The sequence below is a fragment of the Martelella sp. HB161492 genome, assembly GCF_013184775.1.
Taxonomy (GTDB): Bacteria; Pseudomonadota; Alphaproteobacteria; order Rhizobiales; family Rhizobiaceae; genus Martelella.
The window spans coordinates 152,301-175,779 of the sequence record NZ_JAATVV010000002.1 but is presented as its reverse complement, the minus strand read 5'-3'; the positions used below and the strand labels follow the sequence as shown (position 1 = coordinate 175,779).

The 23,479-nt window shown below is 55.3% G+C and carries 28 protein-coding genes; 26 read left to right on the top strand and 2 right to left on the bottom strand.

All coding sequences use genetic code 11. The annotated features are described in order from the left end of the window. The first annotated feature begins 5 nt into the window (after positions 1-5). From HCK86_RS03610 to HCK86_RS03490, 25 genes are all read left to right on the top strand, one after another. Positions 6-374: a phage tail tube protein gene (locus HCK86_RS03610; protein ID WP_176083120.1), complete on the top strand. Its 369-nt coding sequence runs from the start codon at positions 6-8 to the stop codon at positions 372-374. After that, the gene (locus HCK86_RS03605; protein WP_176083119.1) at positions 374-739 is read left to right on the top strand and encodes a hypothetical protein; all 366 of its coding nucleotides are present in this window, start codon (positions 374-376) and stop codon (positions 737-739) included. Before HCK86_RS03610 ends, HCK86_RS03605 begins: the two co-directional genes overlap by 1 nt. 60 nt (positions 740-799) lie before the next feature. Then, complete coding sequence (locus HCK86_RS03600; RefSeq protein WP_176083118.1) at positions 800-2,761, top strand: phage tail tape measure protein; 1,962 nt, start codon at positions 800-802, stop codon at positions 2,759-2,761. Continuing rightward, on the top strand, positions 2,761-3,219 hold the full coding sequence (locus HCK86_RS03595; protein ID WP_176083117.1) for a DNA circularization N-terminal domain-containing protein: 459 nt from the start codon (positions 2,761-2,763) through the stop codon (positions 3,217-3,219). The genes HCK86_RS03600 and HCK86_RS03595 overlap by 1 nt, the downstream gene beginning before the upstream one ends. Then, positions 3,219-3,842, top strand: coding sequence for a hypothetical protein (locus HCK86_RS03590; RefSeq protein WP_176083116.1), 624 nt, complete (start codon positions 3,219-3,221; stop codon positions 3,840-3,842). Before HCK86_RS03595 ends, HCK86_RS03590 begins: the two co-directional genes overlap by 1 nt. Position 3,843: 1 nt before the next feature. Further along, on the top strand, positions 3,844-4,929 hold the full coding sequence (locus HCK86_RS03585) for a hypothetical protein (protein ID WP_176083115.1): 1,086 nt from the start codon (positions 3,844-3,846) through the stop codon (positions 4,927-4,929). Continuing rightward, positions 4,929-5,414 (top strand): phage baseplate assembly protein, encoded by a 486-nt coding sequence (locus HCK86_RS03580; protein WP_176083114.1) that lies wholly within the window; start codon positions 4,929-4,931, stop codon positions 5,412-5,414. Before HCK86_RS03585 ends, HCK86_RS03580 begins: the two co-directional genes overlap by 1 nt. Further along, complete coding sequence (locus HCK86_RS03575) at positions 5,411-5,935, top strand: phage GP46 family protein (protein WP_246739444.1); 525 nt, start codon at positions 5,411-5,413, stop codon at positions 5,933-5,935. Before HCK86_RS03580 ends, HCK86_RS03575 begins: the two co-directional genes overlap by 4 nt. Positions 5,936-5,941: 6 nt before the next feature. Next, positions 5,942-7,027, top strand: a complete 1,086-nt coding sequence (locus HCK86_RS03570; protein WP_176083113.1) for a baseplate J/gp47 family protein — start codon at positions 5,942-5,944, stop codon at positions 7,025-7,027. Next, the gene (locus tag HCK86_RS03565) at positions 7,017-7,850 is read left to right on the top strand and encodes a DUF2313 domain-containing protein (protein WP_176083112.1); all 834 of its coding nucleotides are present in this window, start codon (positions 7,017-7,019) and stop codon (positions 7,848-7,850) included. Before HCK86_RS03570 ends, HCK86_RS03565 begins: the two co-directional genes overlap by 11 nt. After that, positions 7,850-8,626: a hypothetical protein gene (locus tag HCK86_RS24175; RefSeq protein ID WP_176083111.1), complete on the top strand. Its 777-nt coding sequence runs from the start codon at positions 7,850-7,852 to the stop codon at positions 8,624-8,626. Before HCK86_RS03565 ends, HCK86_RS24175 begins: the two co-directional genes overlap by 1 nt. Positions 8,627-8,630: 4 nt before the next feature. Further along, on the top strand, positions 8,631-9,197 hold the full coding sequence (locus HCK86_RS03555; protein ID WP_176083110.1) for a hypothetical protein: 567 nt from the start codon (positions 8,631-8,633) through the stop codon (positions 9,195-9,197). Beyond that, complete coding sequence (locus tag HCK86_RS03550; protein WP_176083109.1) at positions 9,194-9,472, top strand: hypothetical protein; 279 nt, start codon at positions 9,194-9,196, stop codon at positions 9,470-9,472. The genes HCK86_RS03555 and HCK86_RS03550 overlap by 4 nt, the downstream gene beginning before the upstream one ends. Then, a complete protein-coding gene (locus HCK86_RS03545; RefSeq protein WP_176083108.1) occupies positions 9,469-9,729 on the top strand; it encodes a hypothetical protein in 261 nt (86 codons plus the stop codon). The genes HCK86_RS03550 and HCK86_RS03545 overlap by 4 nt, the downstream gene beginning before the upstream one ends. Positions 9,730-9,738: 9 nt before the next feature. After that, positions 9,739-11,223: a LamG-like jellyroll fold domain-containing protein gene (locus tag HCK86_RS03540; RefSeq protein WP_176083107.1), complete on the top strand. Its 1,485-nt coding sequence runs from the start codon at positions 9,739-9,741 to the stop codon at positions 11,221-11,223. Then, positions 11,220-11,567 carry a hypothetical protein gene (locus HCK86_RS03535; RefSeq protein WP_176083106.1) on the top strand — a complete coding sequence of 116 codons (348 nt, stop codon included), beginning with the start codon at positions 11,220-11,222 and terminating at the stop codon, positions 11,565-11,567. The genes HCK86_RS03540 and HCK86_RS03535 overlap by 4 nt, the downstream gene beginning before the upstream one ends. A 278-nt stretch (positions 11,568-11,845) precedes the next feature. Further along, the gene (locus HCK86_RS03530) at positions 11,846-12,586 is read left to right on the top strand and encodes a M15 family metallopeptidase (RefSeq protein ID WP_176083105.1); all 741 of its coding nucleotides are present in this window, start codon (positions 11,846-11,848) and stop codon (positions 12,584-12,586) included. Between the two features lie 59 nt (positions 12,587-12,645). Beyond that, entirely contained in the window at positions 12,646-13,146 is a 501-nt protein-coding gene (locus HCK86_RS03525; protein ID WP_176083104.1) for a hypothetical protein, read from the top strand. A gap of 50 nt (positions 13,147-13,196) precedes the next feature. Further along, a complete protein-coding gene (locus tag HCK86_RS03520) occupies positions 13,197-13,388 on the top strand; it encodes a hypothetical protein (protein ID WP_176083103.1) in 192 nt (63 codons plus the stop codon). Further along, positions 13,336-13,524, top strand: a complete 189-nt coding sequence (locus HCK86_RS03515; RefSeq protein WP_176083102.1) for a hypothetical protein — start codon at positions 13,336-13,338, stop codon at positions 13,522-13,524. The genes HCK86_RS03520 and HCK86_RS03515 overlap by 53 nt, the downstream gene beginning before the upstream one ends. Before the next feature lie 88 nt (positions 13,525-13,612). Further along, complete coding sequence (locus HCK86_RS03510) at positions 13,613-13,936, top strand: hypothetical protein (RefSeq protein ID WP_176083101.1); 324 nt, start codon at positions 13,613-13,615, stop codon at positions 13,934-13,936. Then, positions 13,920-14,408 (top strand): hypothetical protein, encoded by a 489-nt coding sequence (locus tag HCK86_RS03505; RefSeq protein WP_176083100.1) that lies wholly within the window; start codon positions 13,920-13,922, stop codon positions 14,406-14,408. Before HCK86_RS03510 ends, HCK86_RS03505 begins: the two co-directional genes overlap by 17 nt. Before the next feature lie 200 nt (positions 14,409-14,608). Next, positions 14,609-16,240, top strand: a complete 1,632-nt coding sequence (locus tag HCK86_RS03500) for a hypothetical protein (RefSeq protein WP_176083099.1) — start codon at positions 14,609-14,611, stop codon at positions 16,238-16,240. Between the two features lie 222 nt (positions 16,241-16,462). Continuing rightward, entirely contained in the window at positions 16,463-16,705 is a 243-nt protein-coding gene (locus HCK86_RS03495) for a hypothetical protein (RefSeq protein WP_176083098.1), read from the top strand. 228 nt (positions 16,706-16,933) lie between these two features. After that, the gene (locus HCK86_RS03490) at positions 16,934-18,127 is read left to right on the top strand and encodes a hypothetical protein (RefSeq protein ID WP_176083097.1); all 1,194 of its coding nucleotides are present in this window, start codon (positions 16,934-16,936) and stop codon (positions 18,125-18,127) included. A 421-nt stretch (positions 18,128-18,548) separates the two neighbouring features. Here the strand turns inward: HCK86_RS03490 and HCK86_RS03485 are convergent, their stop codons facing one another. Beyond that, positions 18,549-19,592, bottom strand: a complete 1,044-nt coding sequence (locus tag HCK86_RS03485) for a hypothetical protein (RefSeq protein ID WP_176083096.1) — start codon at positions 19,590-19,592, stop codon at positions 18,549-18,551. Between the two features lie 414 nt (positions 19,593-20,006). On the opposite strand from HCK86_RS03485, the gene HCK86_RS03480 reads away from it, so the two are divergent. After that, positions 20,007-20,963, top strand: a complete 957-nt coding sequence (locus tag HCK86_RS03480) for a toll/interleukin-1 receptor domain-containing protein (protein WP_176083095.1) — start codon at positions 20,007-20,009, stop codon at positions 20,961-20,963. Positions 20,964-21,126: 163 nt separating this feature from the next. On the opposite strand, the gene HCK86_RS03475 is transcribed toward HCK86_RS03480, so the two are convergent. Beyond that, complete coding sequence (locus HCK86_RS03475; RefSeq protein WP_176083094.1) at positions 21,127-23,151, bottom strand: AAA family ATPase; 2,025 nt, start codon at positions 23,149-23,151, stop codon at positions 21,127-21,129. Between the last annotated feature and the right edge of the window lie 328 nt (positions 23,152-23,479).

The window sequence follows — 23,479 nt, the reverse complement described above, 5'->3', positions numbered from 1 at the left end:
ATGAGATGAGCAAATTTGCCGGGCGTATGAGCGTCAGGTTGTCCAGCGGTGTGCTGATGACCATGCGCGGGACCTTCAACCTGAAGGCCTCGCGGATCTCGTCTGAAACGCAGACCAACCAGGATGGCAGCACCGATCGCATTCTGACACCGAAGCCGAATACGGCTGAAGTGACCTTCAAGGATGACGGGCAGGACTTTGAAGCTCTGCTGCTCGCCGATGCAGAGTCCGTCACCATCATCGAAGAACATACCTCAGTCGCGCATTATTTCACCGGGGCATTCTTCACGGGCGATCCGCAGGCGAACCGGATGACCGGCGAGGTGACCGGCCTCACGCTGAATGCGGATAATTACAAGCGGGATAACAGCTGATGGGGGAGATTACAGTCCCACTCTCCAAGAGCTACCCGGCCGGTGACAAGACCTTTGCCAAGGTGGTGCTCCGCGAACCGACCTATGCCGATATCTATATGAGCGGCCTCGGTGAGCCGGTTGAATGGCAGCCGGCAAAGGGTGGCGGTGTTGTCCAGCTTGTCTATTGGGAAACGATCGACCAATACCTTCAGCGCCTGATTGTCGAGCCAGGATACGAGCATATCGCAAAGCTATCTGCGCAGGATTCGAAGAAACTGAAGCGGGGTGTCATCGGTTTTTTTTCGGATGTTCCGACCTCGACAGGGTCGGAGACTTCTTCGCCTTCAGGCTCGGATGGGACACAGGCCGCATCGAGCGAATGACGATTTCCCAAATGCTTTTCTGGGTGCAGCGCTGGTCTGAATTTCAACGGAATATGAGCCATGGCGAACAAGGAAGTTGAAGCACGGCTGAAGATCACGGCCTATGATCGCACCTCTGGTGTCTTCTCACGCATTGCGGAGAGGCTGGGTATGGTCAGCAGCCGGGCAAATCAGGTTAACGCAGCCTATAGCCGTGCAGGCCAGGCCGCGCAGAGCGCCGGGGTGATGTTTACGCGAGGGCTCTTGCCGGCTCTGGCAGCTGTCGGCACTGCGAAGGTCATCAAGGATGCGGCAGAAGTTGAGCGGCAGATGAACCGTATCGGCATCACTGCAGGTGCGACTGCTGAAGAAACAAAAGCCGCAGGTGACGCCATCAGGTCAATGACCAAGGGGGTTGCACTCAGTTTTCAGGATGGCGTGGAAGCTATCGACACGTTAACCGCCTCTGGTATGGATCTGAAGGAAGCTATGAACTTTCTGCCGGCTGTTCTGGCAACGACGCAGGCAACTGGTGCTGAAGCTGTAGATATTTCGAACACAGCCCTGAAAACATCTTCTGCTTTAAAGATCTCTGCGGGGCAGATGGCCGACGCCTTTGATCTCATGGCTGCGATGGGCAAGGCTGGTCAATTTGAGCTGAAGGACATGGCTTCGTTTATTCCGAACCTCGCGCCAGCATTTGCCAATCTTGGCTATGAAGGAACGCAGGGGCTCGGCAATTTGCTGTCTGTTCTCCAAACTCTTCGAGAAGCAACGGGGGATGCATCAAGCGCGGCCACGCAGGCTTCGGATATCTTCGGCAAGATGTATTCCGAAACGACGGTGACGGCGTTCAAGAAGTTCGGCATTGATCTGCGCAAGCAAATGGATGCAGCTGTGAAGGCGGGCGCTGATCCGATCGAAGCCTTTATCAAGCTTTCTGAAACGGCACTTGATGACAACATGACCAAAATGCCTGTGCTCTTCACAGATAAGCAGTTCCGTGACGGCATGACATCGCTGCTGCAAAAGAAGGACAGCTATCAGACCTATCTCGATGTTGCTAACTCGCCCGATGTTGCCGGGACTGTCGATCGCGACCTTCAACGGGTGCTTGGGGATTCACAGGCTTCTATCGACAAGATGGAAAGCGAATGGGATCGGTTCATCAATAAGGTCGGGACTGGCCTCGCAGAGGCCGTAACGCCGGTTCTGAATGGTGCAAGCGATCAGCTGGATTTCAAGAGGGCGCAGGACAAATATATTGCGACTCTTGGGCTGACTGGGGATGACCTATTTGCCGCACAGGAAGCCGCGAAAGTACCGCCTCCAGGATGGGGAGAACCATCCCAAAGAGCCATCGCAATGGCGATCCTGGGGGGATATCAAGGGCAGTATCGTGGCCGGGACATTAACGAGTGGCTGAAGGTTCCGAATGGTACTGACATTCTCAGTTGGGTTGCCGGATATGTTCAAAATTCCCTAACGGAACAGGAACATGCTGCCTTTGGCGATACCAAAGACTGGCAAGAGCAGATGCAGCGCTATTGGAATGAGGGCAGACCACTGCCTGTTCAAACCATGCCTATGCCCCCCGAAATTGTCGTTCCGCCAATGTCGCCAGAACAAAGGTCATCGGCCCGGCATGGCCCGGACAACGGTGAATCGCCATCGAGTAATGGTGTCTGGGGGCAATGGGAAGACTGGATCGGGGTCACGCCGGCCGATCAGAAAATGTCGCCGCAACAGCGAAAAGCAGCCCGGCATGCCACGCCGGATGATACCCTGCAGCTCGGCGCCGAGAAGATCCGCGAAGCGGGAACCGATGCCGGGCGATCTGTCAGCGACAGCGCCGATGCAATCCGCCGGGCGGGCGCTGATGCTGCTAGCGCCATTGATGGCGCAGCGCAGCGCTTCAGCCGGACCGTCGAAGGCGCGATGAGCGCCGCAGAGCGCAAGGCGGCGCGTCATGGTGGCAGGGCCAATGTCAACACCGGGCAATCGATGAAGCCACGGGATAACGCACCAGAAGGGGCCTATTGATGCGATACTGGCCGGATAGCCTGCGGCGCGCCAGCTTCAATGGCGTGCCGTTCTGGGTCGATTATGAAAGCCTCTCCGGTGGCAAGCGGCTGGCAAAACATGAGGTTGCCGGGGGCTATGTTTCCGAGACGGAAGAACTCGGCCTGACAACGCCCGGCCACGATATCACCGCCTATGTGATCGGGGATGATTCCAGCACATATGCGATCGCGCTTCGCGCCGTCTTTGATTTGCCGGGGAAGGGGGCGCTGATCCTTCCTGTCGATGGCCTGATGATGGCGACGGTTGAGCGCTACTATCGTTCACGGGCGAAGGATCGCATGGGCTATATCGCCTTCGATATCAGCTATGTGCCGCAACCTGTTTCGGCCACGCTCGGGCTTTCGCTCGGCAATCTTGATTCTGTCGTAGCCGCCGGGTTCTCGGCGGCACAATCCGCCCTCTCGGGACTGTTCTGATGGCTGCCGATATCGAAACCTTAATTGACTGGCTCTCGGGGTTGGCCTCGGCCATCGTCAGCGACAGCGACGATCTTGGCGATCTCACCGCGCGCCTTGAAGAAATGGCGGCACTGGGTTCAGACGATGCGGCTGCAGAGGCGCTTTCGATCATGCAGGTGATTGGTGAAAGCGTTTCGACCGAAGTGCAGTTTGCCGCTCTCAAGCTCGATCCGGATGCAACAGACGATACGCTTTCGGTGATGCAGGTTCTGCTATCCTTCGGACTTGCGATCGGCGGTCCGCGTGTTGACTGGCGTTCGCGGCCTTCGGCGCGGGCGGCGCGGCAGCGCATTTCCGATGCGGGTGTTACCGGTGTTGCGGTTGCTGCTGCCATGGGGGTGGATGGCAATGACCTCTATGCCTGGCTCGCTTCTGTCATCGCCATGTCGGTACGCATTGTTTCCGAACTGGCGGCGACGGCCACGCCGATGGTGACCGTCAGGACATCGCTTTCGCTGCCATCTTCCGTGCTGGCGCATAAGCTCTATGGCGATCCGACCCGGGCACAAGAGCTTGTGGACGGCGCCGGCAGTGGCACGCCGCTGGTGATGCCGACAACCTTCAACGCACTGGCAAGCTGACATGTTTGAGACTGTAAGGCTCGAAGGGCTCGATCTTGATATCAAGACATTCGAGTTCGAAAGCTCGGCCGAAGAGGCCGTCAGCCAGGTGCGGATATCCTGCAAGCCGCCGGGCGATGGGCTCGACCTTGAGCCTGGCACGGCGGTCAAGGTCTATGCCGGTTCGGATCTGTTGCTGACAGGGTATCTGCGCGACATCGTTCCCGGGCATGACAAGGATAATCGAACACTCGATATCACCATCGTGTCGCGGACTGTCGATGCGACCGAATGTTCGGTTGAGCATGAAAGCGGCGAGGTTATCGGCAAGACGATCGACGCCGTTGCCCGTGAATTTGATACGCTTGATATCGGCATTGTTGCCGATGAGGAATTTCCGACCGAAGCAAAGGTGAAGCTCGAAATCGGTGAAACGATGTTCGCGGCCATCGAGCGCGTGGCACGCGGTCGCGGTATCCTGATCTATGACACGCCAGAGGGAAAGCTGAAGCTGACAACCAAACAGGAAGGCACGCTTTCCGGTGGGTGCTTATGGGGTGTCAACATTGAAAGAGCTGATGCAACGCTGACGGAACAGGGCCGCTACAGTCCGGTGATTGTTCGCGGGCAGACAACGGAAGCGGGTGACATTACCGCCGAGCGAAAGCAGGCGACGGCGACAGATGACACGGTGAACCGCCGCCGGCCGCTGATCCTGAAATTTGATGGTAATGCCGGGACGGAAAGCGCCAAGGAACGCGCCGTCTGGACCGTGCAACGCAATGCCGCCAAAGCGCTTGAAGTGCACCTGACAGTCACTGGCTGGCGCGACAATGCAGGCCAGCTCTTCCGCCGCAACTGGATGATCCTGGTGCAGGACAAGTGGCTTGGCGTTGATGGCAAGCTGGTGATCAAGCGGGCGATCCTGCGGCAGGACGGGGCAAGCGATGGCACCGTGGCATTGCTGACGCTTTGCGATCCGCGCGCGCTCGGCGGGGAAAATCCCCGCGGTAAAACCAGCAAGGCCTACAAGGCGAAGGCAAAAGGAAAATCGAAGTCTGTCGACTGGGCGGAATTCGTTGAAAAGCGTTCGCAGGGTGAATGGTGATGAACCTTCGGCAGATCACACTAAACGGCGATGTTTCCGTGCAGTCCGGCCGCCAGTTCATGAGCGGGCAGGGCCACTATAATGACGGCTTCACCAATCTGTTGCGGATAGAGCCGCATGGCTTTGCATCGGTTCCGGTGAAGGGAGCGCGGGCCATTGTCGTCTATCCCAGAGGCAATCCCGAACAGGCCTTCATCATCGGTGGTGAAAGCGGCCAGCATCGCCCGTCACTGCCATCCGGCGGGGCTGCGCTTTATGACAGCACCGGCAATATCGTCAAGGTGATTGGTTCCGGCATCGTTGTCGATGTCGCAGGGCGAACGATCACGATCACGGCCGGTCAGTGGACGCTGACAGGCGATGCCGAAATCACCGGCAATCTGACGCTGAATGGTGACCTGACCGTCAACGGCAATATTGGCGCCAGCGGCAACGGAACCTTTGGCGGATCGGTGACCGATGGTGATGGCGACGGGGGTGCATGATGCTGAGGATTGTGCCTGTCGGTGACGATGGCGAAACCTACCGCGCGCCGGATCTGGTCTTTGATGGTGTGATTGCCGACCTGGTGGTCAATGGCCTGGACCATGCGGAAGCGCCGGGCGATTTTCAGGCAGAGCAGGGGCTTGCGACACAGGTGCTTATCTGTCTGATGACTGATGCCCGCGTGCATGAAAGCGAGCTTCGCGACGGTGATGAAAATCGCGGCTGGTTTGGCGATGGCTTCGACCTTGCCAAGGATGAAACCGCGATCGGCTCGCGGCTCTGGCTGCTGCGCCGGTCGGCGCTTGTCGACGGTATCGAGCAAACGGCAGAAGACTATGCACGGGCTGCCCTGCAGCCGCTGCTTGATCAAAAGGCGGTCAGCAGGATCGATGTGAGCGCCACCGCTACGCGGGAAAAAAGGCGGCTCGACCTTTCCGTTTCGCTTTATGGGCGCGCGGGTTCCGTCATCTATTCGCAGCGTTTCGCGCTGCTCTGGGATCAGGCCTCCGGTTTGGAGTGATTTTTCATGGCATGGACAACAAGAACGCTGGCCGAAATTTCGGCACGCGTGCGCGGCGCTTTCCGGCAATATCTGCCCGGGACCGATTCCGCACTCGCCAATAATTTCGTCACCATCACCGGAAAGGTGATTGCCGGGCTGGCGCATGAATTTGAATTGCGCATGGCCTGGCTTGCAAGGCAGATGTTTCTGTCCACGGCAACAGCTGTCAGCTGGATTGAGGCGCATTGCTATGAAGTTGGCATCTATCGCAACCAGCCAACCCGTGCGAGCGGCAATATCACCGGCACGGGAACGGCCTCAACCACCTATCCGGCCGGTATCCGGTTCTATTCCGGCAATGTCACCTATGTGACGACGGCAGCGGCGACGGCTGCAGGCGATGGAACGCTTGTTCTTGCCGTGCGTGCCGAAGTGAAGGGAAGCACCGGCAACCGTGACAGTGGCGGCATATTGGCGCTTTCCGATGGCGGCATCTATTCCGATCTGTCATCGACCTTCACCGTTGATGACGATGGGCTCGGCGGCGGCGCTGACCTTGAGGATAAGGAAAGCCTGCGCGCGCGCGGTCTGCAGCGAAAGCAGAACCCGCCCGGCGGCGGAACGCTGACCGACTATGAGCGCATCGTGCTTGCTGTTTCCGGCGTAAAGGCCGCATGGGCCTATCAGATGACCGGCGGGACGGCGAGCGTTGTGGTGCTGTTCCTGTTCGAAGGCCGGGACGATTACATTCCGCTCGCTTCCGACGTGGCCGTCGTGCAGGCGGCAATAGATGATAGCAGGCTGATCCGGGCTGATGACAGTGTTGCATCGGCCCCCGTTGCCTATTCTGTCGATATCGAAATCGACGGGCTTGAAAATGATACCGATGATGTGCGGGCCGCAATCTCGACCGCGATAAGCGCCATGTTCATTGCCAAGTGCAAACCCGGCACGGATGCTGAGCCGTTCTCGCTGTCTCGCTCCTGGATCTCGGAAGCGATTTCGGGGGTAACCGGTGAGACCCGGCATGAGCTGGTGACGCCTGCCGCCGATATCCTGCTTTCCGGCGGCAATTTTCCGGTACTCGGAGATGTGACCTATGGCGCGTGACAGTGGTTTTAACACCGTCACCACGATCGCCAGCGAGCGGATTGGCGGTTCGCCAACCGGCTTTGCTGTCGACATGGAGGCGGTCACCGACTGGCCGGAAGGCGACGACGGGCTCTATCTCGGTCTGGTGGTGCCGACTGGTTATGACGGTTCGGAGAACCGGGAAACACGCGTGGTCGCCCCATGGGACAGCCTGACGGCCCCGGAAAATGATGAGCTGATCACGCCGGCGCTTTCCTTCTGGCCGCAGGGCGCAGCCTGGGGCACACCGGATGGCGAGGCCATGCCGCTTTCGACAACGCTCGCCAAATTCACGCGCGTGCTTTTGTCGCCGTTCATCGATCTCTATGCCCGGGCCTACGCGCTTGTTTCGGAAAGCACGGTGCAGGGCATCTCTGTCACGCTGGACCAATGGGAAGCCGATTACGGATTGCCGGGCCCCTGCGGCGTTGGGAATGGCACCACGGCCGAACGGCTGCGCGAACTGGAAACCAAGCTGCTTTCTGCTGCCGTGATTACACCGGGCGATTTCATCGCGCTCGCCAAGACCTATGGCTTTGAGATCACCATCGAAGAGCCAGCGGTGTTTGAGTGCGGATTTTCCGAATGCGGCGGCGAGCATGAGCTCGGGCCATTGTCAGAAGAACGCTACTGGTTCGTGACGGTGCGCAATCTGGCGGTCGACTATTTCCGCGTCGGCGAAAGCCAGCTTGGCAGCGATCCGCTGTTCTCGCTCGGCGCCGCCGAACGTCTTCTATGCATGCTGAAACAATTCGCTCCGGCCTGGAGCATTCCGGTGCTTGCCACCGAAAGCGAGGAATAATGGAATACAAGCCGCCATATGGCTCGACTGATCCCGATGCCAGCTATGTCGACCGCAACACGCCCGGGGCCCAAAAGGGGTCTGTTCCACCGGCTGCGGCGATTGAAGATCCGCAACGCGAAATCGTCGCTGCGATTGAAGCCGCCGGGCTGACGCCGGATGGCGATGACCTGACGCAGCTTGCCCAGGTCTTTGCCCTGTCCGGTCTGGCGCATGGCTATCAGGGCTATGGCACCGCCGGAAGCTACAGTTTCGTTGTTCCGGCAACGCGCTGGTATTTCGTTGAATGTTATGGCGGCGGCGGTGGTGGCGCGATGAATAGCGGCGGGGCGCAGGGAGAAGGCGGCGGCGGTGGCGGCTATGCCTGCGAATGGCTGTTGCTAACGGCAGGCAGCAGCGTTTCCGTCACGGTCGGCGCCGGTGGCTCAAGCGCAACAAGTGGCTCGGCCGGTGGAAGTTCTGGCGGCACCAGCAGCTTTGGCGCCTACCTTTCCGCGACCGGCGGGACCGGAGGCACAAGCGGCGGCTATTGCGGCGCAGGTGGATCAGGCGCGGGCGGCACAATCAACCTTGTTGGCCAGTCCGGCGTTGATGGTGTTGCAGGCTATGCCGCTGCCGGAATCGGCGGCGATTGCGCCGGGCCTATCGGCGGCAAGGGAGCACAGAGCGCCGGCAGCGTAACATGGCCCGGCGGTGGCGGATCGGTCATTGCCAATGGGTCATCTTCGGCATGGGCATCAAGCGGTGCACCCGGTGCTGTTCTTATCAGGTGGTGAAATCATGACACGATATGCACGGATTTATGACGGTAAGGTTGTCGAGATTATCGAAACGGATGAGCTTATTTCTTCGCTGTATCATCCGGATGTGGCCGCTACGTTTGCTGAGGTTGATGGGACGGTTGTCGAGGGCATGATTGCAGCCAGTGACGGGACATTCACGGCCGCAGCGACGGTGGATCTTCCGACTGTCAAAACGCAGCTCACTGCATTGATTGATCGGCTGGCAGAAACCGAACGCGCAAACTTCATCACACCCGGCGCCGGGCAGGCCATGGCCTATTCCGAGAAGGCCGCCCAGGCAAAGGCCTGGCTTGCGGCCTCAGATCCGGTAACAGCTGATTATCCCATGCTCGCAGCGGAAGTGGGCATTACCGGCGAAACGATCGGTGATGTGGCCGCGGCCGTCAATGCAGCCTATCTGGCATGGGTCACCACGGGTGCAGCTATCGAAGCGATCAGGCTTCAGGCCAAGGCCGATATTGCCTCGGCCGAAACGCTGGCGGCGGCACAGGCAATTATCGCCGGCATCATCTGGCCGTCAGCTGCAGAAGGGGCAAGCGCATGACAACCTTTGTTCAGAAAGATATCGGCAGCACATGGGTCAAGATCGCCGATGGCGCAACCTGGTCTGATGTGCTGTTGCAGATCCGTGGCGGGCGCACGGTGCATGTCTATGTCGGCGCAGATGATCCGCCGGCAGCTAATGAGGATGGCTATTTCACGCTGTCCGAACAAGCCTATCCGGGTGCTTCCTTCTCGCCACTGGAAACGGAAAACATTTTCGTGCGTGCCGGAACCAGCCTTGGTGCCATCATCGAAGGCGACAGGGCAGCGCGATGACGGCGAAGTTTCCGCCGCGCTGGTCTGAGCGCTGGCCATTTCCCTCTGTTCTGCGCGCAGGGCGGGGGCTGATCGGCTATCGCCTTTCCCCGAACACGGCCACCGACTGGCCGGAAGATGATGCGGCAACCATTGTCGGTTATCCGGCAGCTGCCTTCAGCGCCACAAGCTATGCGCTCGATGCTGCAAGCGGAATGGACTGGCCGGAAGCAGACAGCGACCGGTTGGTCGGTGTTGTCGTTCCCTATTTTTCGTGAGGTTTTCCCTTGGCAAAGGTTCTTGAAATCACCGACGATCCGTCTGGCTTTTTCTATGTCGACGGCATGGCGATCCGCCGCCGGCCGGAAACTGAGCCCGGAAGCTACCCGATCAGCTTTCGCGTGACCGATGGCAGCCATGTCTATGGCGGCTCGGACACGATCGAAATTGCCGATGGTGGCTATGGCGTGGATACGGCTGACAGCGGATATGTCTGGCCGGGTGTGCTGGCAAACGATAACGACAGCCTCTACCGGCTGACCTCGCTTGACGCAGCAGACATTCTGACAGCGGACACCAAGGACATCTATTTCCCGGCGCCGCAGGTGGCACAGGAATCGATCACACCGGTCACGCGGCTTGGCTCGAAGCTTTATTTCGATGCTTCGAAGGTGCCCTATATCGCTGCGGCTGGCGAGGCAGCATTTACACGGCTCTATGATGATCGCAAGCTGTCAATCGAGGGTCCTGCAAGCGGCCTCGCTGGCGCAGAGACTAACCCAAGGCTGTGGCAAATATCCGGCGCAACCACCACCGACGAAGCAGCAGCGTATGGTGATCTTGTTAATGGTTTGCGTGTTGCGTCATCAGGGCAAAACTACCAACGAATATTCAGGACTTACACAGCATCCGCAGTCTCTGGAACAACATATTTTGCACACGCGCTCGTAAGAAAAGGGACCAGCGCCACAGCAAGCATTCGTTTCAGGAATGGCACTACATCCACAGAGAGCACCGCTATTGTTACTTTTGCGACCGGTGTTATGTCGTCAACTGCGGCAAATGCTGGCTCTGTGTCGAACATGTTTGCGCTGGACCTTGGCAACGACTACTGGTGGTTTGGAGGGGCATTTACACTTATAGCAGATGCTTCATCCATAACTATTGGAGTTGGACCGGAGTCGGTAACCTCTGGCGAAGATGTTGTCGTGTATGCCGGACAGCTAGAGCCCGGCAGCCGCCAATCGTCCATTATTCCGAACATCACCTCAAGCGCTGGCGTCCGCGCTGAAGACCAGTGCCTGCTCGCAGATAAGGCCATCGCGCTGTTCAATCGCACCAAGTGGACCATGGTTCTGGACTTCGTGCCGTATAAGCGGACAAGTACTGAAAATAGTCGTGTGTTTGGAGTTGAGGGAACTAGCACTGGGGATCGAGCCCTCTTGTATGCGCGATCTACGGATGGGGTATATCAGTTCAGTATTTTCAAGGATACTAATAGCATTGCTTCCATCGCCACCGCATTAACCGCAACCTTTGCAAGTCGGATACGTTTTGCAGTGTCTTGTGATGGCGCAACGCTGCGGACCTCCGTAAACGGCGCCGCCGTTCAAACGGCTACACTAACAGATACGGTACCTGCGTTCGTTGCTGGCCGCATTGGCGCCACTCCCTCTGGTGCCAACTATTATAACCTCCTCCGCAATGAATTCTCCATCTACGATGGGGCCGCGACCGACGCGGCGCTCCAAGCTTTGAGTGCAATCTCATGAACGATGTTTTCCTGAAATTCACTGATGAAGCAACCGCGCTCGCTGCTCTCGCTGCCGAAGGCATCGTTCCGGATACCGAAAACGAAAAGCTCCCGACCATGGGCGCGCTTTCTGATGGCACCGACTTTGTGCTGCACGTCTGTGGCCAGGGATCGGGCACAGTGTACGAGCCCACGGGCAACACCATCACAGACGTCAATGCGGAAACTGGCGAAGATAATAGCCGGCCAGAGATGGCGGCTGTGATCGGTTATCACATCAACATGCGTTTTGACGGTGATGTGCCGGCAAGTCTCGCGGCCTTCGATATCGCACCGGCCACACCGGCCGAGCGCTTCGCCTGAGGCGAGAACATGCGTTCCTATATCTGATCTGGCGCATGTAAACGTGACCAATCCGGCAACGGAACACGAACAGACCCTGAAGGTCTTTTCCTGACCATTTTACTACTCCTTGAGGACCATCAAAATGCGCCTTGGCGGCGATGTGCCCGCCAGCCTTGCGGCCTTCGATATCGCACCGGCCACACCCGCCGAGCGCTTCGCCTGATCTGATCCCTTCCTGAAACTTTTGATGACCGTTCCGGCTGGCTGCGCGCCAGTGGGGCGGTGGAGCTATGACCATGTCTGATGATAAATCCTTTGTTCTCTGGCTTGAGGGGCGTCTGACGGCGCACGGCTTTACACCTGGCGCGATCGATGGCGTCTTTGATGAGGCTGCCCGTTCATCGCTCGTCGCCTTCCAGCGGTCAAAATCCATCAAGCCCAGTGGCGTTGCCGATAAGGAAACCGTGGCTGCATTGCGGCTGTCTTCCTCTCGCGTTGCTTCGAAGCTGCTGGCGGAAATTCCCAACCGCGATATTGTGACCACCTCGGCGGGCCGGGGACCGTGGCCGATTCAGCGTGACTGCATCTCATTCTATGGCGACCCCGCCAATGATGTGCCCGGGCGACTGGTCACGGTTCCCGTGCCATGGGATTGCCGGGCATCATGGAACCTTAATCTTCGCATCACGCGGCTTCGGCTGCATGAAAAGGTCGCTGACAGCGCGGCACGCTGCCTTGAAAAGGCCGGGCGTCGCTTTGGCAGCGAGGCACGCCACACGCTCGGGCTTGATCTCTGTGGTGGCTCCTATGCCAAGCGTCGGATGCGCGGCGGCTCAAGCTGGTCCATGCATGCCTTCGGCTGCGCGATTGACTGGGACCCGGACCGCAACGGCCTTCACACGCATGCGCCGGCCGCGCGCCTTTCCCATGATGATGCGCTGCCCTGGTGGCGTGAGATCTGGGAGGCGGAAGGCTGGGTCTCACTCGGCCGCCATGCTGATTACGACTGGATGCACGTCCAGGCCGCGAGGCTCTGAACAGCAACAGACCGCACCGGGCGGCTCCCGGTATTTTTCCTGAACATCTGAGGTTTGATATGCGCAGATTCATTTTTGCTGCGGTAGCGCTTGGCGTTGCCCTGTTCCTTCCCTTTGCGGCGTCAGCGGCCGATGGTTCGTTCTCGATCAGTTGGGGTGATCTTGTCGCCTCCAATATCGACACGATTGCAATGGTCGTTGTCGCGGTCATCCTCTGGCTGGCGGGCAAGACCGGGCTGAAACAGTATCTCTACACAAAGTCGGCCGAACAGCTGCTGGCAAAAGCCATTACTTATGGCTTCAATTCGGTCGCCGGCGCCGCCAAGGGCAAGGCCCTGACGATCGATACGGGCAATGCGGTGGTCAACACTATCCTCAATTATGTGCTGTCCAAGGGGCCTGGCTGGCTGATCACGTGGATGGGCGGTGAAGCGGCGATCATGGAAATGATTATCGCCCGGCTGGATCTCGGCGCCGAGATCTCATGGGATGCTGAAAGCCGCACGCTGGTTTTCGCCGATGACAATGCGGAGGCGGCAGGCAGCGCCGCTTCTGCCTGATGGCTGCAATCCTCGCGGCAGCCTGGTCAAAGCTGCTTGAGGCGTTGGCAATGATCGTTGCCACCGTCGCAAGCAATCTGATCGCTGACTATCAAAAGAAGGTCAGCGATCAGCAGGACGCCATCGATGAGACTGTCGACAAGGCAGAGGCGAAAATCAATGACAAGATCGACAAGGCGACTGCTGCCCGTGACGCTGCTGCTGCTGAGTGGCTGCGCGACCACGGCAACGGTGACGGATGACGGCGCTGACCGGATCGTGGCGCTTGCCACGCGGCTGGCCTGCGAAAGCTTCACCGCGATCGACGACACCGATTCGGCAGACGTTGCGGGACACAATGCAGCCTATGCCTCGCTTTGCGGTGATGGCGGCGACTGACAGGCTCTGGCGCCATGCGCCGGGGTGAGATGGGGACGGCGGCGCGCCCGCCACGATGAAATCCTGCATTGGGCGAGGTGCGCGAAACATGACCATACTTGACCTGATCGCTTCCGACAAAGTCGTGATAGCGATTGCAGGCTTCTGCGGTGCGCTCGTTTCCGGGCTTGCCTCGCTGACCACTTTCCGGCGGTTCATCATTCATGTCATCGGCGGCACGCTGACAGCCTTCTGGCTGGCGCCGATAGGCATGCCGCTTTTCGGCCTTGGCGGTGAAACCGTGCCGGCCGATAGCATCGCCTCGATCGGGGCGTTTCTGATCGGCTCTGGCGGATCGACCATCGCACAATATCTCTTCAGCGTCTGGGAACTGCGCGTGCGCAAGGGAGACAGAAATGGGAATAAGTCTTGAGACATTCCGGGCCGCTTGGCAGCGGGACCGGGGCATTCTCTGGCAGATGATGCGATTGCCGCTGGTGATCGCCATCATTCTGGCCGCCGTCTTCGCGACCGATCTAATGCCCAAGGCTGAAGGCTATGCCTTTCCGGTGGTCGAAGATACGGACATCACCCGCACGGTCACCTATGAGCGGCCATCAGAATGGCAGGCCACAATGCGGCTGGAAACGATTTTCTACGGCATCGCCGAGAAGCGCCGCGCCTGCAGCTATGACCATGTCGACTGGTATCTGAAGACGGGCAGGGGGGACGTGAAAGTGAATATTACCTTCTATGAGCCGGACAAGATCCGCGAAGCAGGTGACTTCGCCTTCGGCCCCTGGGGCACCATGCTGACACCGGACCAACTCAAGCACCAATCCTATGCGATCGTCTGGCACCGATGTCATTTCGGCTGGCTGACCGCGACCCATTTCTATCCATGAAAAAGCCCGCCGGCGGAAACGCTCGGCGGGCTTTTTTCGATTCAAACTATATGCCGATGGAGGATGGTTTGAGAGGGTTGGATTAATTGTAATCTTGAATAAGATGAATTCAAAATTATAGTTTGTCTGCATCTGCGCTTTGATTTTTAGTTTACAGCGAAATGCAAAGTAAAAGATATCATTTCCATCGGAGAAGGAAATTGAAAACCTATTACAATAGAGCCGTTGCGGTCGTAAGTGAGCAACTTAGGGCGAGCAGAGAAAAGGGAATTGGGGGAAGAATACTCATTGGTGCCGGCTGTTCGATGTCAGGGGGCATCCCATCAGCTGCTCAGTTGGTAGACATAATCGCCAAACGGTTTCCAGCGGCAGTGAAGTCAATAGATACTAGTCGCTTTGATGCATACCCTGATGTGATGGAATCCATTCCCGAGAATACGCGGCGGGATCTGATTTTGGAATCCGTCTCGAACAAGCCGATTGGTTGGGGATATGTAGCCTTGGCCCGGCTAATGGAAGAGGGCTACATTGAATGTGCGTTATCTCTGAATTTTGATACTCAGCTTCAGAAAGCATGCTCTCTGGTTGATTTCCATCCCAGCATTTACGATTTTTCAACGTCACCGCACGCTGATCTCTCACGAATAGTCTTACCATCCATTATTCACCTGCACGGCCAGAGTTATGGATATATACATCGGCATACCAAGAGTGAAACGGCTCCTCACCTAAAGCGGCTAGATCCGCTCATCAAGGATTCGCTGAATAGAAGTCCATTATTAATTATCGGATATAGCGGAGTTGCAGATGAGCTTTTGAAACTCTTTGAAAAAAATCAAAAAGGTCGAAACTCATTGTTTTGGCTATCTACAGAATTATCGGTGCCCCAACATTTAAGAAATCTATTTAAGCGTAAACAGACACACTTTTTGGCAAGCCTCAAATTTGATGCGTTTATGGTAGAGCTTTGCAAAGAGCTAGGTTGTTGGCCTCCGATAATGTTGGCGGACCCACCTAAATTCTCGATGCGGTTGGTCAACAATTTGGCAAGCTTTCGATCTTCCGGTGTTCAAACAGAGGTTGATTTGAAGGATTTCGTGAAGGAGAGGCTCAACGGCAGCTTTGGGGGCGGTGCTACTTTTAATGAGGAGCTCCAGGTATTCGAGAATCATATCATAAATTTAGACTTCAAAGGCGCAATAAAATTAGCCGCCACTCCCAAATGCAATGCAGCTATTACAAACTCAAATCTGCACAAAAAATTGTATTCTTGGGCTCTGGCTGAGGAAAGTCATAATCTTTGGTGTAATATATTGGAAAATCGGGAAACACTTTCAATTCGAGAGAAGGTGAATATACTCGATAAAATGGATTTCTACATTGAGGAATCTGTAAGGATTCGGCCAATTTCAGAAAATATAAAAAACAAAATAATATGTCTATCGTTACGTTACAATATTGAAGGTGATTTTTCATTACTAATGGAAGCGATTTCTTTTTATGAAGATAACGGGATCCAATCAGAAAACGCACTGATACATTATAATGTTTTGGCTGTTTATTCAGCGATTGCTGCGAAGGTTGGTGCGGACAAAAAGACAGTTAGCGATGTGGAGGAAATCTGGGAGCGTCTAAGAAAGCTAGATGACAAGCTCGTTTATAACTACCTTTGCTTTCTCAGCGCGTCGCAGCAGATTGCGCGTGCAAAGGAATTATTTGAGAATTCGCTGCCGAAAGGTCTTCTTCCATCTCCAGAATATATGAAGAACGACACAGAGCTTTCAAATATCTCTCGAGAGAAGTGGTTTGTTGACGGCGTAGCCGCGCTTTAGCGCGTTTCCCTGACTGACTGACTGAAACCGTGTCTTTGCAAAACAGGCGCAGTCTGATTCAAACTATCTGCCGACGTCATTCCGTTGAAACAGTCTCGGCGGGCATTGTTAGGAAGTTGCGCATAATGTAAGTTCCCGTTATGTTCCGCGCTGAATTCCGACAAAAGTCATGTAGGGCGAAAGATGGCAAATTCCCGATCACGACTGAAACAGAATGCAGAAATGAAATTTCCCGTTCGTATCAGGATTGCGATTCCTGAGCTTGGGCTCGGCCTCCGATTTGATGAAATCCACCGATGGTTACGCGCGAGGCTTGGGCATACTGGCTTCGCGATGACCGGCGGCACCATGCCTGGTTTCGATGCGACATTCATCTATTTTCCAGATGTCTTATCGGCCTATGATTTCATGGCGACATTCCCAGATCTTGAGTATGCAGCCGAAGCCGATTTGCCGCTCAATTAGTGGTGCGGAAAGCGCAACGAAATGTGCCCACGCAGAGGCCGGCGCAGAATGTTATTCGTCTGGTGTTCCGATAAGCGCCCCCATTTCGGCCGTTCCATGCCGCAAACCAGAAAGACAAAAGCAGTCATTGCATAGTAAATATCTTGCTCTAGAATTTATCCAGCTATTACGAACTATAATTTTGGCTGGAGCTAAAAGATAGAACCCGTTGCTGATCAGATTGACGAAATGGCCGCAGCACTCGATGCTTTAGTGACATCGAATGTTGATGTCTTCTCGGAACTCCGAGGCCATCGAGCCACCGTTATTGGCTGGCAGTCGAGCCCCGAGGGTGAAAGAGCGATGGCGGCACTGCGATCACTTTGGCGCATGATCGACAGTAACGATTTGATTTATATCGGAGACCGATGGGAAAGCCGTAGCATATCCGACGTGATAGAGTGGGCGGTTGAACAATGTGAGATGCAGGCGTCTTCAGAAGTCGTGAAGCAGCTAGCCGAGTTTCGCAGGGTCGCCGCGCTTGAGCGTTATCACTATGCCTTCATTCCAAACCTATGGATGGGGACGGGGCTGGATAGCTTCCAGTTTCATGATGGGACTACCCTAGCAAAAGTGGGTTCGCACCCCGATCAGAATTTGCTCGCCCAGATTGCAGAATCCAGTTTCACTAGCTTGCCATACGAGAGGTTGAATTTGTATCTTGGGTTCAGCGCCGTCGAGAAGTGTCACTTTGGCGTGCGGCCGGCGATGCATGATAACAGCGATAGTCTGCGCCTCAGTGATATCGCGATGTGCATCAATCTCTCAAGGCCGGTAGATGGCGCAATTGTCCTTTCGGCTTTTTCAAATTTCTACCCCGGCAACACTCCGCTGACATTGCGCGGCTATTCTTGGTCAATCCCATTCAGCGGAAAGCCTGCAATGCAGAATGGAATCATAGAAATTTTCCTGCGGTCCGCCGATAAACTCTACAAAGATTTTTCCTCATGTAATGAGGAGGTGAAGGCAAGAGCCCGTGTCGCGGCGCGCTATCTTAGTAGGATGGGCATGGTCTCTCATTTGGACGACCAACTGATAAGCCTTCGTGTCGCCTTGGAGGCGCTGTTTTGCCACCCTCCAGCCAAGAGTGTTGCGGACGCATGCAGTGCGAGCGGAGGTCGAAAAAGGCGCGGCCCCACCTGGATGGTAAAACATCGTCCAGCAATGCTTCTAGGGAAGTCTAAGAACGAACAAGCCGAGCTAAAGAAGCTCTTTGGTGACGTTTACGATGTGCTCTCGACTGCGGCCCATGAAGGACGTGTGGACAAAAAACACGACCGCACGAAGATCGAGCGAGTGGCCGGACTTTTGCGCGACACGATCCGGCAGATGATCGAGAACAGAACGAACTTCGATTGGAGCAAGCTAGATGACCAGATATAAGTGGTCGCTTCAGAAGAGCAGCCAAAGGTAGCTAAAATTCTATTGAGCTACGGCTGACGGGTGAAGCAGCGCCAATTCTTTCCACAACCTAAAGTCCGCCATTTCGGTCGTTCGTCGATGATGATCAGCTTCTGCAAAGCCGCCGCTCTTTGTGCCGAAGGTGACGTCGCATAAGGGTGGAGAGTGTACCTTCACCAATTCGTTGGTTGGGCGTTCTGGGCATTGGCGCCACGCCGCTTTTTCAATATACGATGGGATGGTCCTCAAGAAGGCAATTAAGCGATGGTCGCTGACACCCTTTGCGTTACACGTTTGGCAACATCAATGTGAAGCTGCCTATTCCGTCTGACTCTGACTAGTCCTATCTGTTCAAATGATCGTCGGGGGCACGCGCCACTCAGGAGACTGAGATCAAGCCAAGCTATCGTTTGACCTCCCAATCCTTGAAGTCGGTTTCCTCTTCGGTGAAGAATCCTTCTGGCAGCGGATGGGCTGCCTCGGGATTTGGAAGAAAGCGGAATTGCGCCCGCACGCCCTGGCCCGCCAGATCATAGAAACCAAGAAGCGCGACGCCGCTAAACTCCGGGTACTCCTTCGTCAGCCAGCTCCCTTTCAAATAGCGGTAGTGATCGGCAGGATCACCAAGAATGTCGTCGTCGTGGATAAAGGTGATGAACGGAAAACCCGGCGCCGATTGCCTGCGACTGCGACTGCGGTTCCTTTCGAAGATCTTCCGGTAGCTCGGGGACGGCCCGTAGATGGCAATCGATCGGCCGCCGCGCATGAACGTGTAACCCGGCGTCCGCACGCCGGTTTCGACATCTTCCTGCCAGCCTCTGATCGTCATTGTCGGGAAATTCTCTTCACCGCCTATAATCGGCGGCCTCTGGATGACCGTTACATTGAACTCACCCTCGGCCGTAACGACAGTCTCGTTCCCCTTCATCCCGGCGGTGGAAATTAGGGTCGCGAAGTTCTTGTCGGACACCAACTGCCGGACCTTGTGTGCCGCGTTCTCGTGCAGCAAGTCGAAATTCAACTGGTCGCAGGTCGGCAGTTTTTTGTAAATCAAATCCGCTAGTTCCTGCTTCTGTTCGAGATCGAAGAACTTGTCGGTCATCACACGCTTGCATTCGACAAAAACGATCGCACCTGATGCTGTCGTGCATTTTAGGTCCGGTTTTGATAATTGATCTTCAATCTTCGGCTCGAATTCGATTTCTAGGCCTTGCTTAGCAAGCCACAAAGCCGTTTTGGCAGTGAATAGATGATTGCCGAACGACTCCTTGCTGTACTCGAGGATGTGTTGTTTGAAGCCGGCGAAGCTTTCAACTGGCTCCAAGATAGCGGCGGCATTCAGCATCCGATTAATGTCGGGCGTCTTTATATCGACAGGAAAGAAACGAGGGTACTTAAGCCCAAAGATTCGAGCGAGGGTCAGCGTCACCCTCTTGATATCATCCAAGCTTAGGCCCCGGCGATCCATAAACTCTTGGGTCGTGTTGAAGGTAAACTGGACATGCTTTCCTTCTGATCTATAGCTCAAATCGAATCCACCTCAACATCTTTGGCAAAGTCCACGCACTGCAAGCTGACGCAAATGGCCGTTTCGAGGAAGCTGCACCGCGGCGATGGCTTTCCTTTCGAATGTCCGGATAGGGCCGAAAGCGACTATACGCCTCTAAAGCCCGAACGTCAGCTTCGCTAATTGGTGAAACCAAACCTGCCAGTCAGCAGTCGGCCCCTGTGCTGCCAGTCCGCAATGTGCCTCATTGAGCGATACGATATTTTCTTGTAGGTTCCCCTATTGAATACACTATGAAGCCTTTCTTGTATTTCCAGCAATTTTGAAATCGGTCTTAGACCCGGAAAGAGGCGCATGTCCAAGATTTACGTATCCTATACGATGCGGGACGACCTGTTCGCGCAATCACTGATAGGCAGTCTGCGCGCCGCCGGGCACGAAATTACCATCGAGGGCGCGCGGCTCACACCGGGTATTAATTGGCGACTAGAACTCAACCAGGGCCTAAAGGCCGCGGAAGTCTTCATAATACTGATTTCAGAGAATGCAATGCACTCGCAATTTCCTATGATGGAGCTAGGGACCGCTCGCGCTTACGCTGAGACGTCGGGCAAAATGCTCATTCTTCCTATAGTATTGGGCGATCTCTCTCTACCTACAATCGTTCAGGATATTCAGGTCATCTTCGCGCGAGACCGATCAGCCAGCGATTTGGTGGCCGATATAGATATCGCAATTTCAGCGTTTGAAGGTCGACGGACGGCACAGGAGAAGCAGCAGGAAGAACTCGCCCAGGCAGTCCGGGGCAACCTTGCTGAGTTTGTTGATGAAGCGATTAAGACACAGCAGCAGTACGAGACACAGCATAAAGTGTCAGCCCGGCGCTGGTATATGATTGGATACGCAAGCCTTCTCCTTGGCCTGCTTACCACCGCTTTCCTTGCGTATTCCGTAATCATAGGAGTACCGGCGACCTCCGACTATGCTCGCACAATCTCGATATCGCTGCTGAACGTGATTGCCATCGCGATTTTAGCTGCCCTCGCGCGATATGCTTACTCGCTAGGCAAATCCTATATGAGCGAATCCCTTAAGTCTTCGGATCGTATCCATGCGATTCAGTTCGGGAAATTCTTCCTAAGGGCGTACGGTAGCAAGGCCAACAGCATCGAAATCCGTGAAGTATTCCAACATTGGAACATAGATCGCACATCGACCTTTTCATCGCTGGATGCATCCCAGATCGACCCGCAGATTGTAAATATGGTCGTCCAGATAGTCTCCGCGATCACCGGAAAGAAAGACAAGTAGCCTGCCAACGGAGTACTTAACGAAAGTTTTTGGCCGGTATGGGCTCGCGCGCAGAACAGCAGGTTTCTGAGCTTTTCGTCCAGAACCGGTCAGTCAGCAGTCGGCCCCCAACCGGTCACGAAAGAACCGTCCACTTCGATATTAGGTCTCAGCATGGGAAGTTCTAACAGCGCCCGTCCAATCTGCCGGCGCCCAACGACGAGGTATCGGTGTTCGCGATGGCTTCAAAAACGTTTGGTAATGCAACGGGGCAATAGACCGAGAGCTCATATATAACATGCTCTATTACTGCCTTGACGAGTTCACCCCGACCTCTTTTCTTCCATTTATTCAGTGCTTGAAAATTTTCGGCAAGAAGATCTTCAAGTGCATGGTCGTCAGCTTCGAGATATGCGCGGAAAACCTTGCTCTTTGCGCCACCAAGATAGGCGACTTCTACACGCTCCGTCGCTTCAGGAAATACGACAGTCTGGATCCCATCAATCAGCCTCTGAAGTTTGTGAGGTGCAAGGTGTTGTGCTTCCGTGAAGCGATCAATGTCATGAAGTTCTTTCGGCAAACGTTGCTCTTTCATCAAGAGCAGCGCTACAAGAAGAGGATCGAGGAGTATGTTCTCGATGCCATTGCGCTCGCCTTCAGCCACCACCTTGATTCGACCAGTGGAGAAGGCTTCTCCGTCCCAATCGACGATGCCAAAGACCGACGAGTTACCTAATTCTGCTAGACGTTCGACGGTTTGTTTGACAATCGTGCAGCCAGCGTTGATTTCTACGTTATCCTTATCGCGCAGGCCAGTGGAGAGGAAGTTCAATTCCCTTTCGCAGCTAATCTGCGACTTGATGATCGAATAGACTCTCTCATAGATCGCGGCGTCTGTATCGCTTTCAGCAAAAACCTGTCGACGACCTGTGTAGTCGATCGAAAGTGTCGGTACGCCAAATGTGAGCTTGTTCAGCGCTTCCTGCTTGGAAATTTTTTCCAGTCCTGCGCGCCCATCCTGCATCTCGAATAGAGATTCTTCGGGAGCGAGTGCGACCGTGGTGGGCGAGTGTGTCGTTATTATGCAGTGAATATGTTGCTCCTTCACCAAGCCACGCTGAAGAGCTCCAAGCCACCTGTTGACCATTTCAGGGTGAAGCGAAGCGTCCATCTCGTCTAGAAGGAGAAGCTGCGGTCGCGTCACGGATATGAGATCTTCATCATAATTGAATAAAGATAGTGCCAATTGCAGCAGTACCTTCTCACCCGAAGAGAGATTTTCTGGGCTTACAATATGATCCGTGCCCACCTTTTTGAGATTTACGAATACCACATCGAAACCGGAAACGCTCGGCCGTGTAACTTCATAGGGCAAGCCGAATGCATCGAGAGTTTTGTTGATCTCGTCCCATGGAGGGTTGCCAAAGCTCGTGAGAAAATCTTCATCGCTCAACGCGGTTGCCGAGCCCTCGGCATCGTCGTTGATTCGGAGAAGCCGGTTCCTCACTAGGGCATCGCGATACCTGCCAAACAAGAGTGGTAGACTTGTGGAGAACTGATCAGTCTTTCCCCATGATGCGAACAATTTCATTTGCTCGGTATCTACGAGCAGTGGTGAGATTCCGGTCTTCCTAGTGACTGTTCGCACGTCAGCCACCATCTGAGCTTCCTGCTGCGCGCCCGGTCGCGGGCCTCTGCGAAGAGTGCTCTCGGCGGACATGAGCGCTTTCTCAGCTTCGGAAAAAATACGTTCGAACCGGCTAGCGTCCGCTTCACCTAACCTATTTGCGACCTCTTGCGGTCCAAGTCGCCAGACGTCTTCTCCAGGCCGCAGGATCTCCTGAAGCTTACGGTTCGCTGCATGCTCAAGCGCCGTGCGGTGGTTTTCCAGGAGCCTAAGCCGAATTGTTTCAAACGATGCTGATGCTACAGCTTTGGGATCTCTCCTGCCATCAGAACTGCTATAGGGTTGCCCGAGATCAATGGCGCGAGCATCCTGACCAAGCAGCTTTATTTTGAGGTTGGCTGGGTCAGTGCGGTGCGGCTGTATATTCTCCACAACCGAATTGGAAACACTGCCATTAGCTATAGCCTGCAACAAGTGGCTTTTCCCGCTGCCGTTCAGGCCAACGATAACAGAAAAGGGCGGAAGCTCGATATCGGGAAACGCAGAAATGGATAGGTGTGGTTGTTTGAACAAAAGTTGCACGCAACGAATCTCCCGGCTTGGACTTTCGCCGTAATTCTACCGAAAGCGCTGTGCAGAAAAAGCGTCTTTGGTAATTGTCGCACTGCTGTGGGAGCGAATATCAACTTTTCCGGGTTCGCTAGTGATGCTTTCGTGTGCGGCTGCGGGCCTTTCTTGTCATTCATGAAACCCAGAACGCAGCCTGAACGCTTTTTCGAAAATTCTGGGGAAACTTTTTCGAACAAAGCCCCTTGCGCTCGGATAAGAATCTGTCTAAATCCGCGCCAACGCTTCGGTTTTGCCGAAGTAGGGGCCTCGTGGCGGAGTGGTTACGCAGAGGACTGCAAAT

What these genes read in the sequence shown, in the direction of transcription:
- HCK86_RS03610 (WP_176083120.1), top strand. Translation starts at nt 6, where the DNA reads ATGAGCAAATTTGCCGGGCGTATGAGCGTCAGGTTGTCCAGCGGTGTG.
- HCK86_RS03605 (WP_176083119.1), top strand. Translation starts at nt 374, where the DNA reads ATGGGGGAGATTACAGTCCCACTCTCCAAGAGCTACCCGGCCGGTGAC.
- HCK86_RS03600 (WP_176083118.1), top strand. Translation starts at nt 800, where the DNA reads ATGGCGAACAAGGAAGTTGAAGCACGGCTGAAGATCACGGCCTATGAT.
- HCK86_RS03595 (WP_176083117.1), top strand. Translation starts at nt 2,761, where the DNA reads ATGCGATACTGGCCGGATAGCCTGCGGCGCGCCAGCTTCAATGGCGTG.
- HCK86_RS03590 (WP_176083116.1), top strand. Translation starts at nt 3,219, where the DNA reads ATGGCTGCCGATATCGAAACCTTAATTGACTGGCTCTCGGGGTTGGCC.
- HCK86_RS03585 (WP_176083115.1), top strand. Translation starts at nt 3,844, where the DNA reads ATGTTTGAGACTGTAAGGCTCGAAGGGCTCGATCTTGATATCAAGACA.
- HCK86_RS03580 (WP_176083114.1), top strand. Translation starts at nt 4,929, where the DNA reads ATGAACCTTCGGCAGATCACACTAAACGGCGATGTTTCCGTGCAGTCC.
- HCK86_RS03575 (WP_246739444.1), top strand. Translation starts at nt 5,411, where the DNA reads ATGATGCTGAGGATTGTGCCTGTCGGTGACGATGGCGAAACCTACCGC.
- HCK86_RS03570 (WP_176083113.1), top strand. Translation starts at nt 5,942, where the DNA reads ATGGCATGGACAACAAGAACGCTGGCCGAAATTTCGGCACGCGTGCGC.
- HCK86_RS03565 (WP_176083112.1), top strand. Translation starts at nt 7,017, where the DNA reads ATGGCGCGTGACAGTGGTTTTAACACCGTCACCACGATCGCCAGCGAG.
- HCK86_RS24175 (WP_176083111.1), top strand. Translation starts at nt 7,850, where the DNA reads ATGGAATACAAGCCGCCATATGGCTCGACTGATCCCGATGCCAGCTAT.
- HCK86_RS03555 (WP_176083110.1), top strand. Translation starts at nt 8,631, where the DNA reads ATGACACGATATGCACGGATTTATGACGGTAAGGTTGTCGAGATTATC.
- HCK86_RS03550 (WP_176083109.1), top strand. Translation starts at nt 9,194, where the DNA reads ATGACAACCTTTGTTCAGAAAGATATCGGCAGCACATGGGTCAAGATC.
- HCK86_RS03545 (WP_176083108.1), top strand. Translation starts at nt 9,469, where the DNA reads ATGACGGCGAAGTTTCCGCCGCGCTGGTCTGAGCGCTGGCCATTTCCC.
- HCK86_RS03535 (WP_176083106.1), top strand. Translation starts at nt 11,220, where the DNA reads ATGAACGATGTTTTCCTGAAATTCACTGATGAAGCAACCGCGCTCGCT.
- HCK86_RS03530 (WP_176083105.1), top strand. Translation starts at nt 11,846, where the DNA reads ATGTCTGATGATAAATCCTTTGTTCTCTGGCTTGAGGGGCGTCTGACG.
- HCK86_RS03525 (WP_176083104.1), top strand. Translation starts at nt 12,646, where the DNA reads ATGCGCAGATTCATTTTTGCTGCGGTAGCGCTTGGCGTTGCCCTGTTC.
- HCK86_RS03520 (WP_176083103.1), top strand. Translation starts at nt 13,197, where the DNA reads ATGATCGTTGCCACCGTCGCAAGCAATCTGATCGCTGACTATCAAAAG.
- HCK86_RS03510 (WP_176083101.1), top strand. Translation starts at nt 13,613, where the DNA reads ATGACCATACTTGACCTGATCGCTTCCGACAAAGTCGTGATAGCGATT.
- HCK86_RS03505 (WP_176083100.1), top strand. Translation starts at nt 13,920, where the DNA reads ATGGGAATAAGTCTTGAGACATTCCGGGCCGCTTGGCAGCGGGACCGG.
- HCK86_RS03495 (WP_176083098.1), top strand. Translation starts at nt 16,463, where the DNA reads ATGAAATTTCCCGTTCGTATCAGGATTGCGATTCCTGAGCTTGGGCTC.
- HCK86_RS03490 (WP_176083097.1), top strand. Translation starts at nt 16,934, where the DNA reads ATGGCCGCAGCACTCGATGCTTTAGTGACATCGAATGTTGATGTCTTC.
- HCK86_RS03480 (WP_176083095.1), top strand. Translation starts at nt 20,007, where the DNA reads ATGTCCAAGATTTACGTATCCTATACGATGCGGGACGACCTGTTCGCG.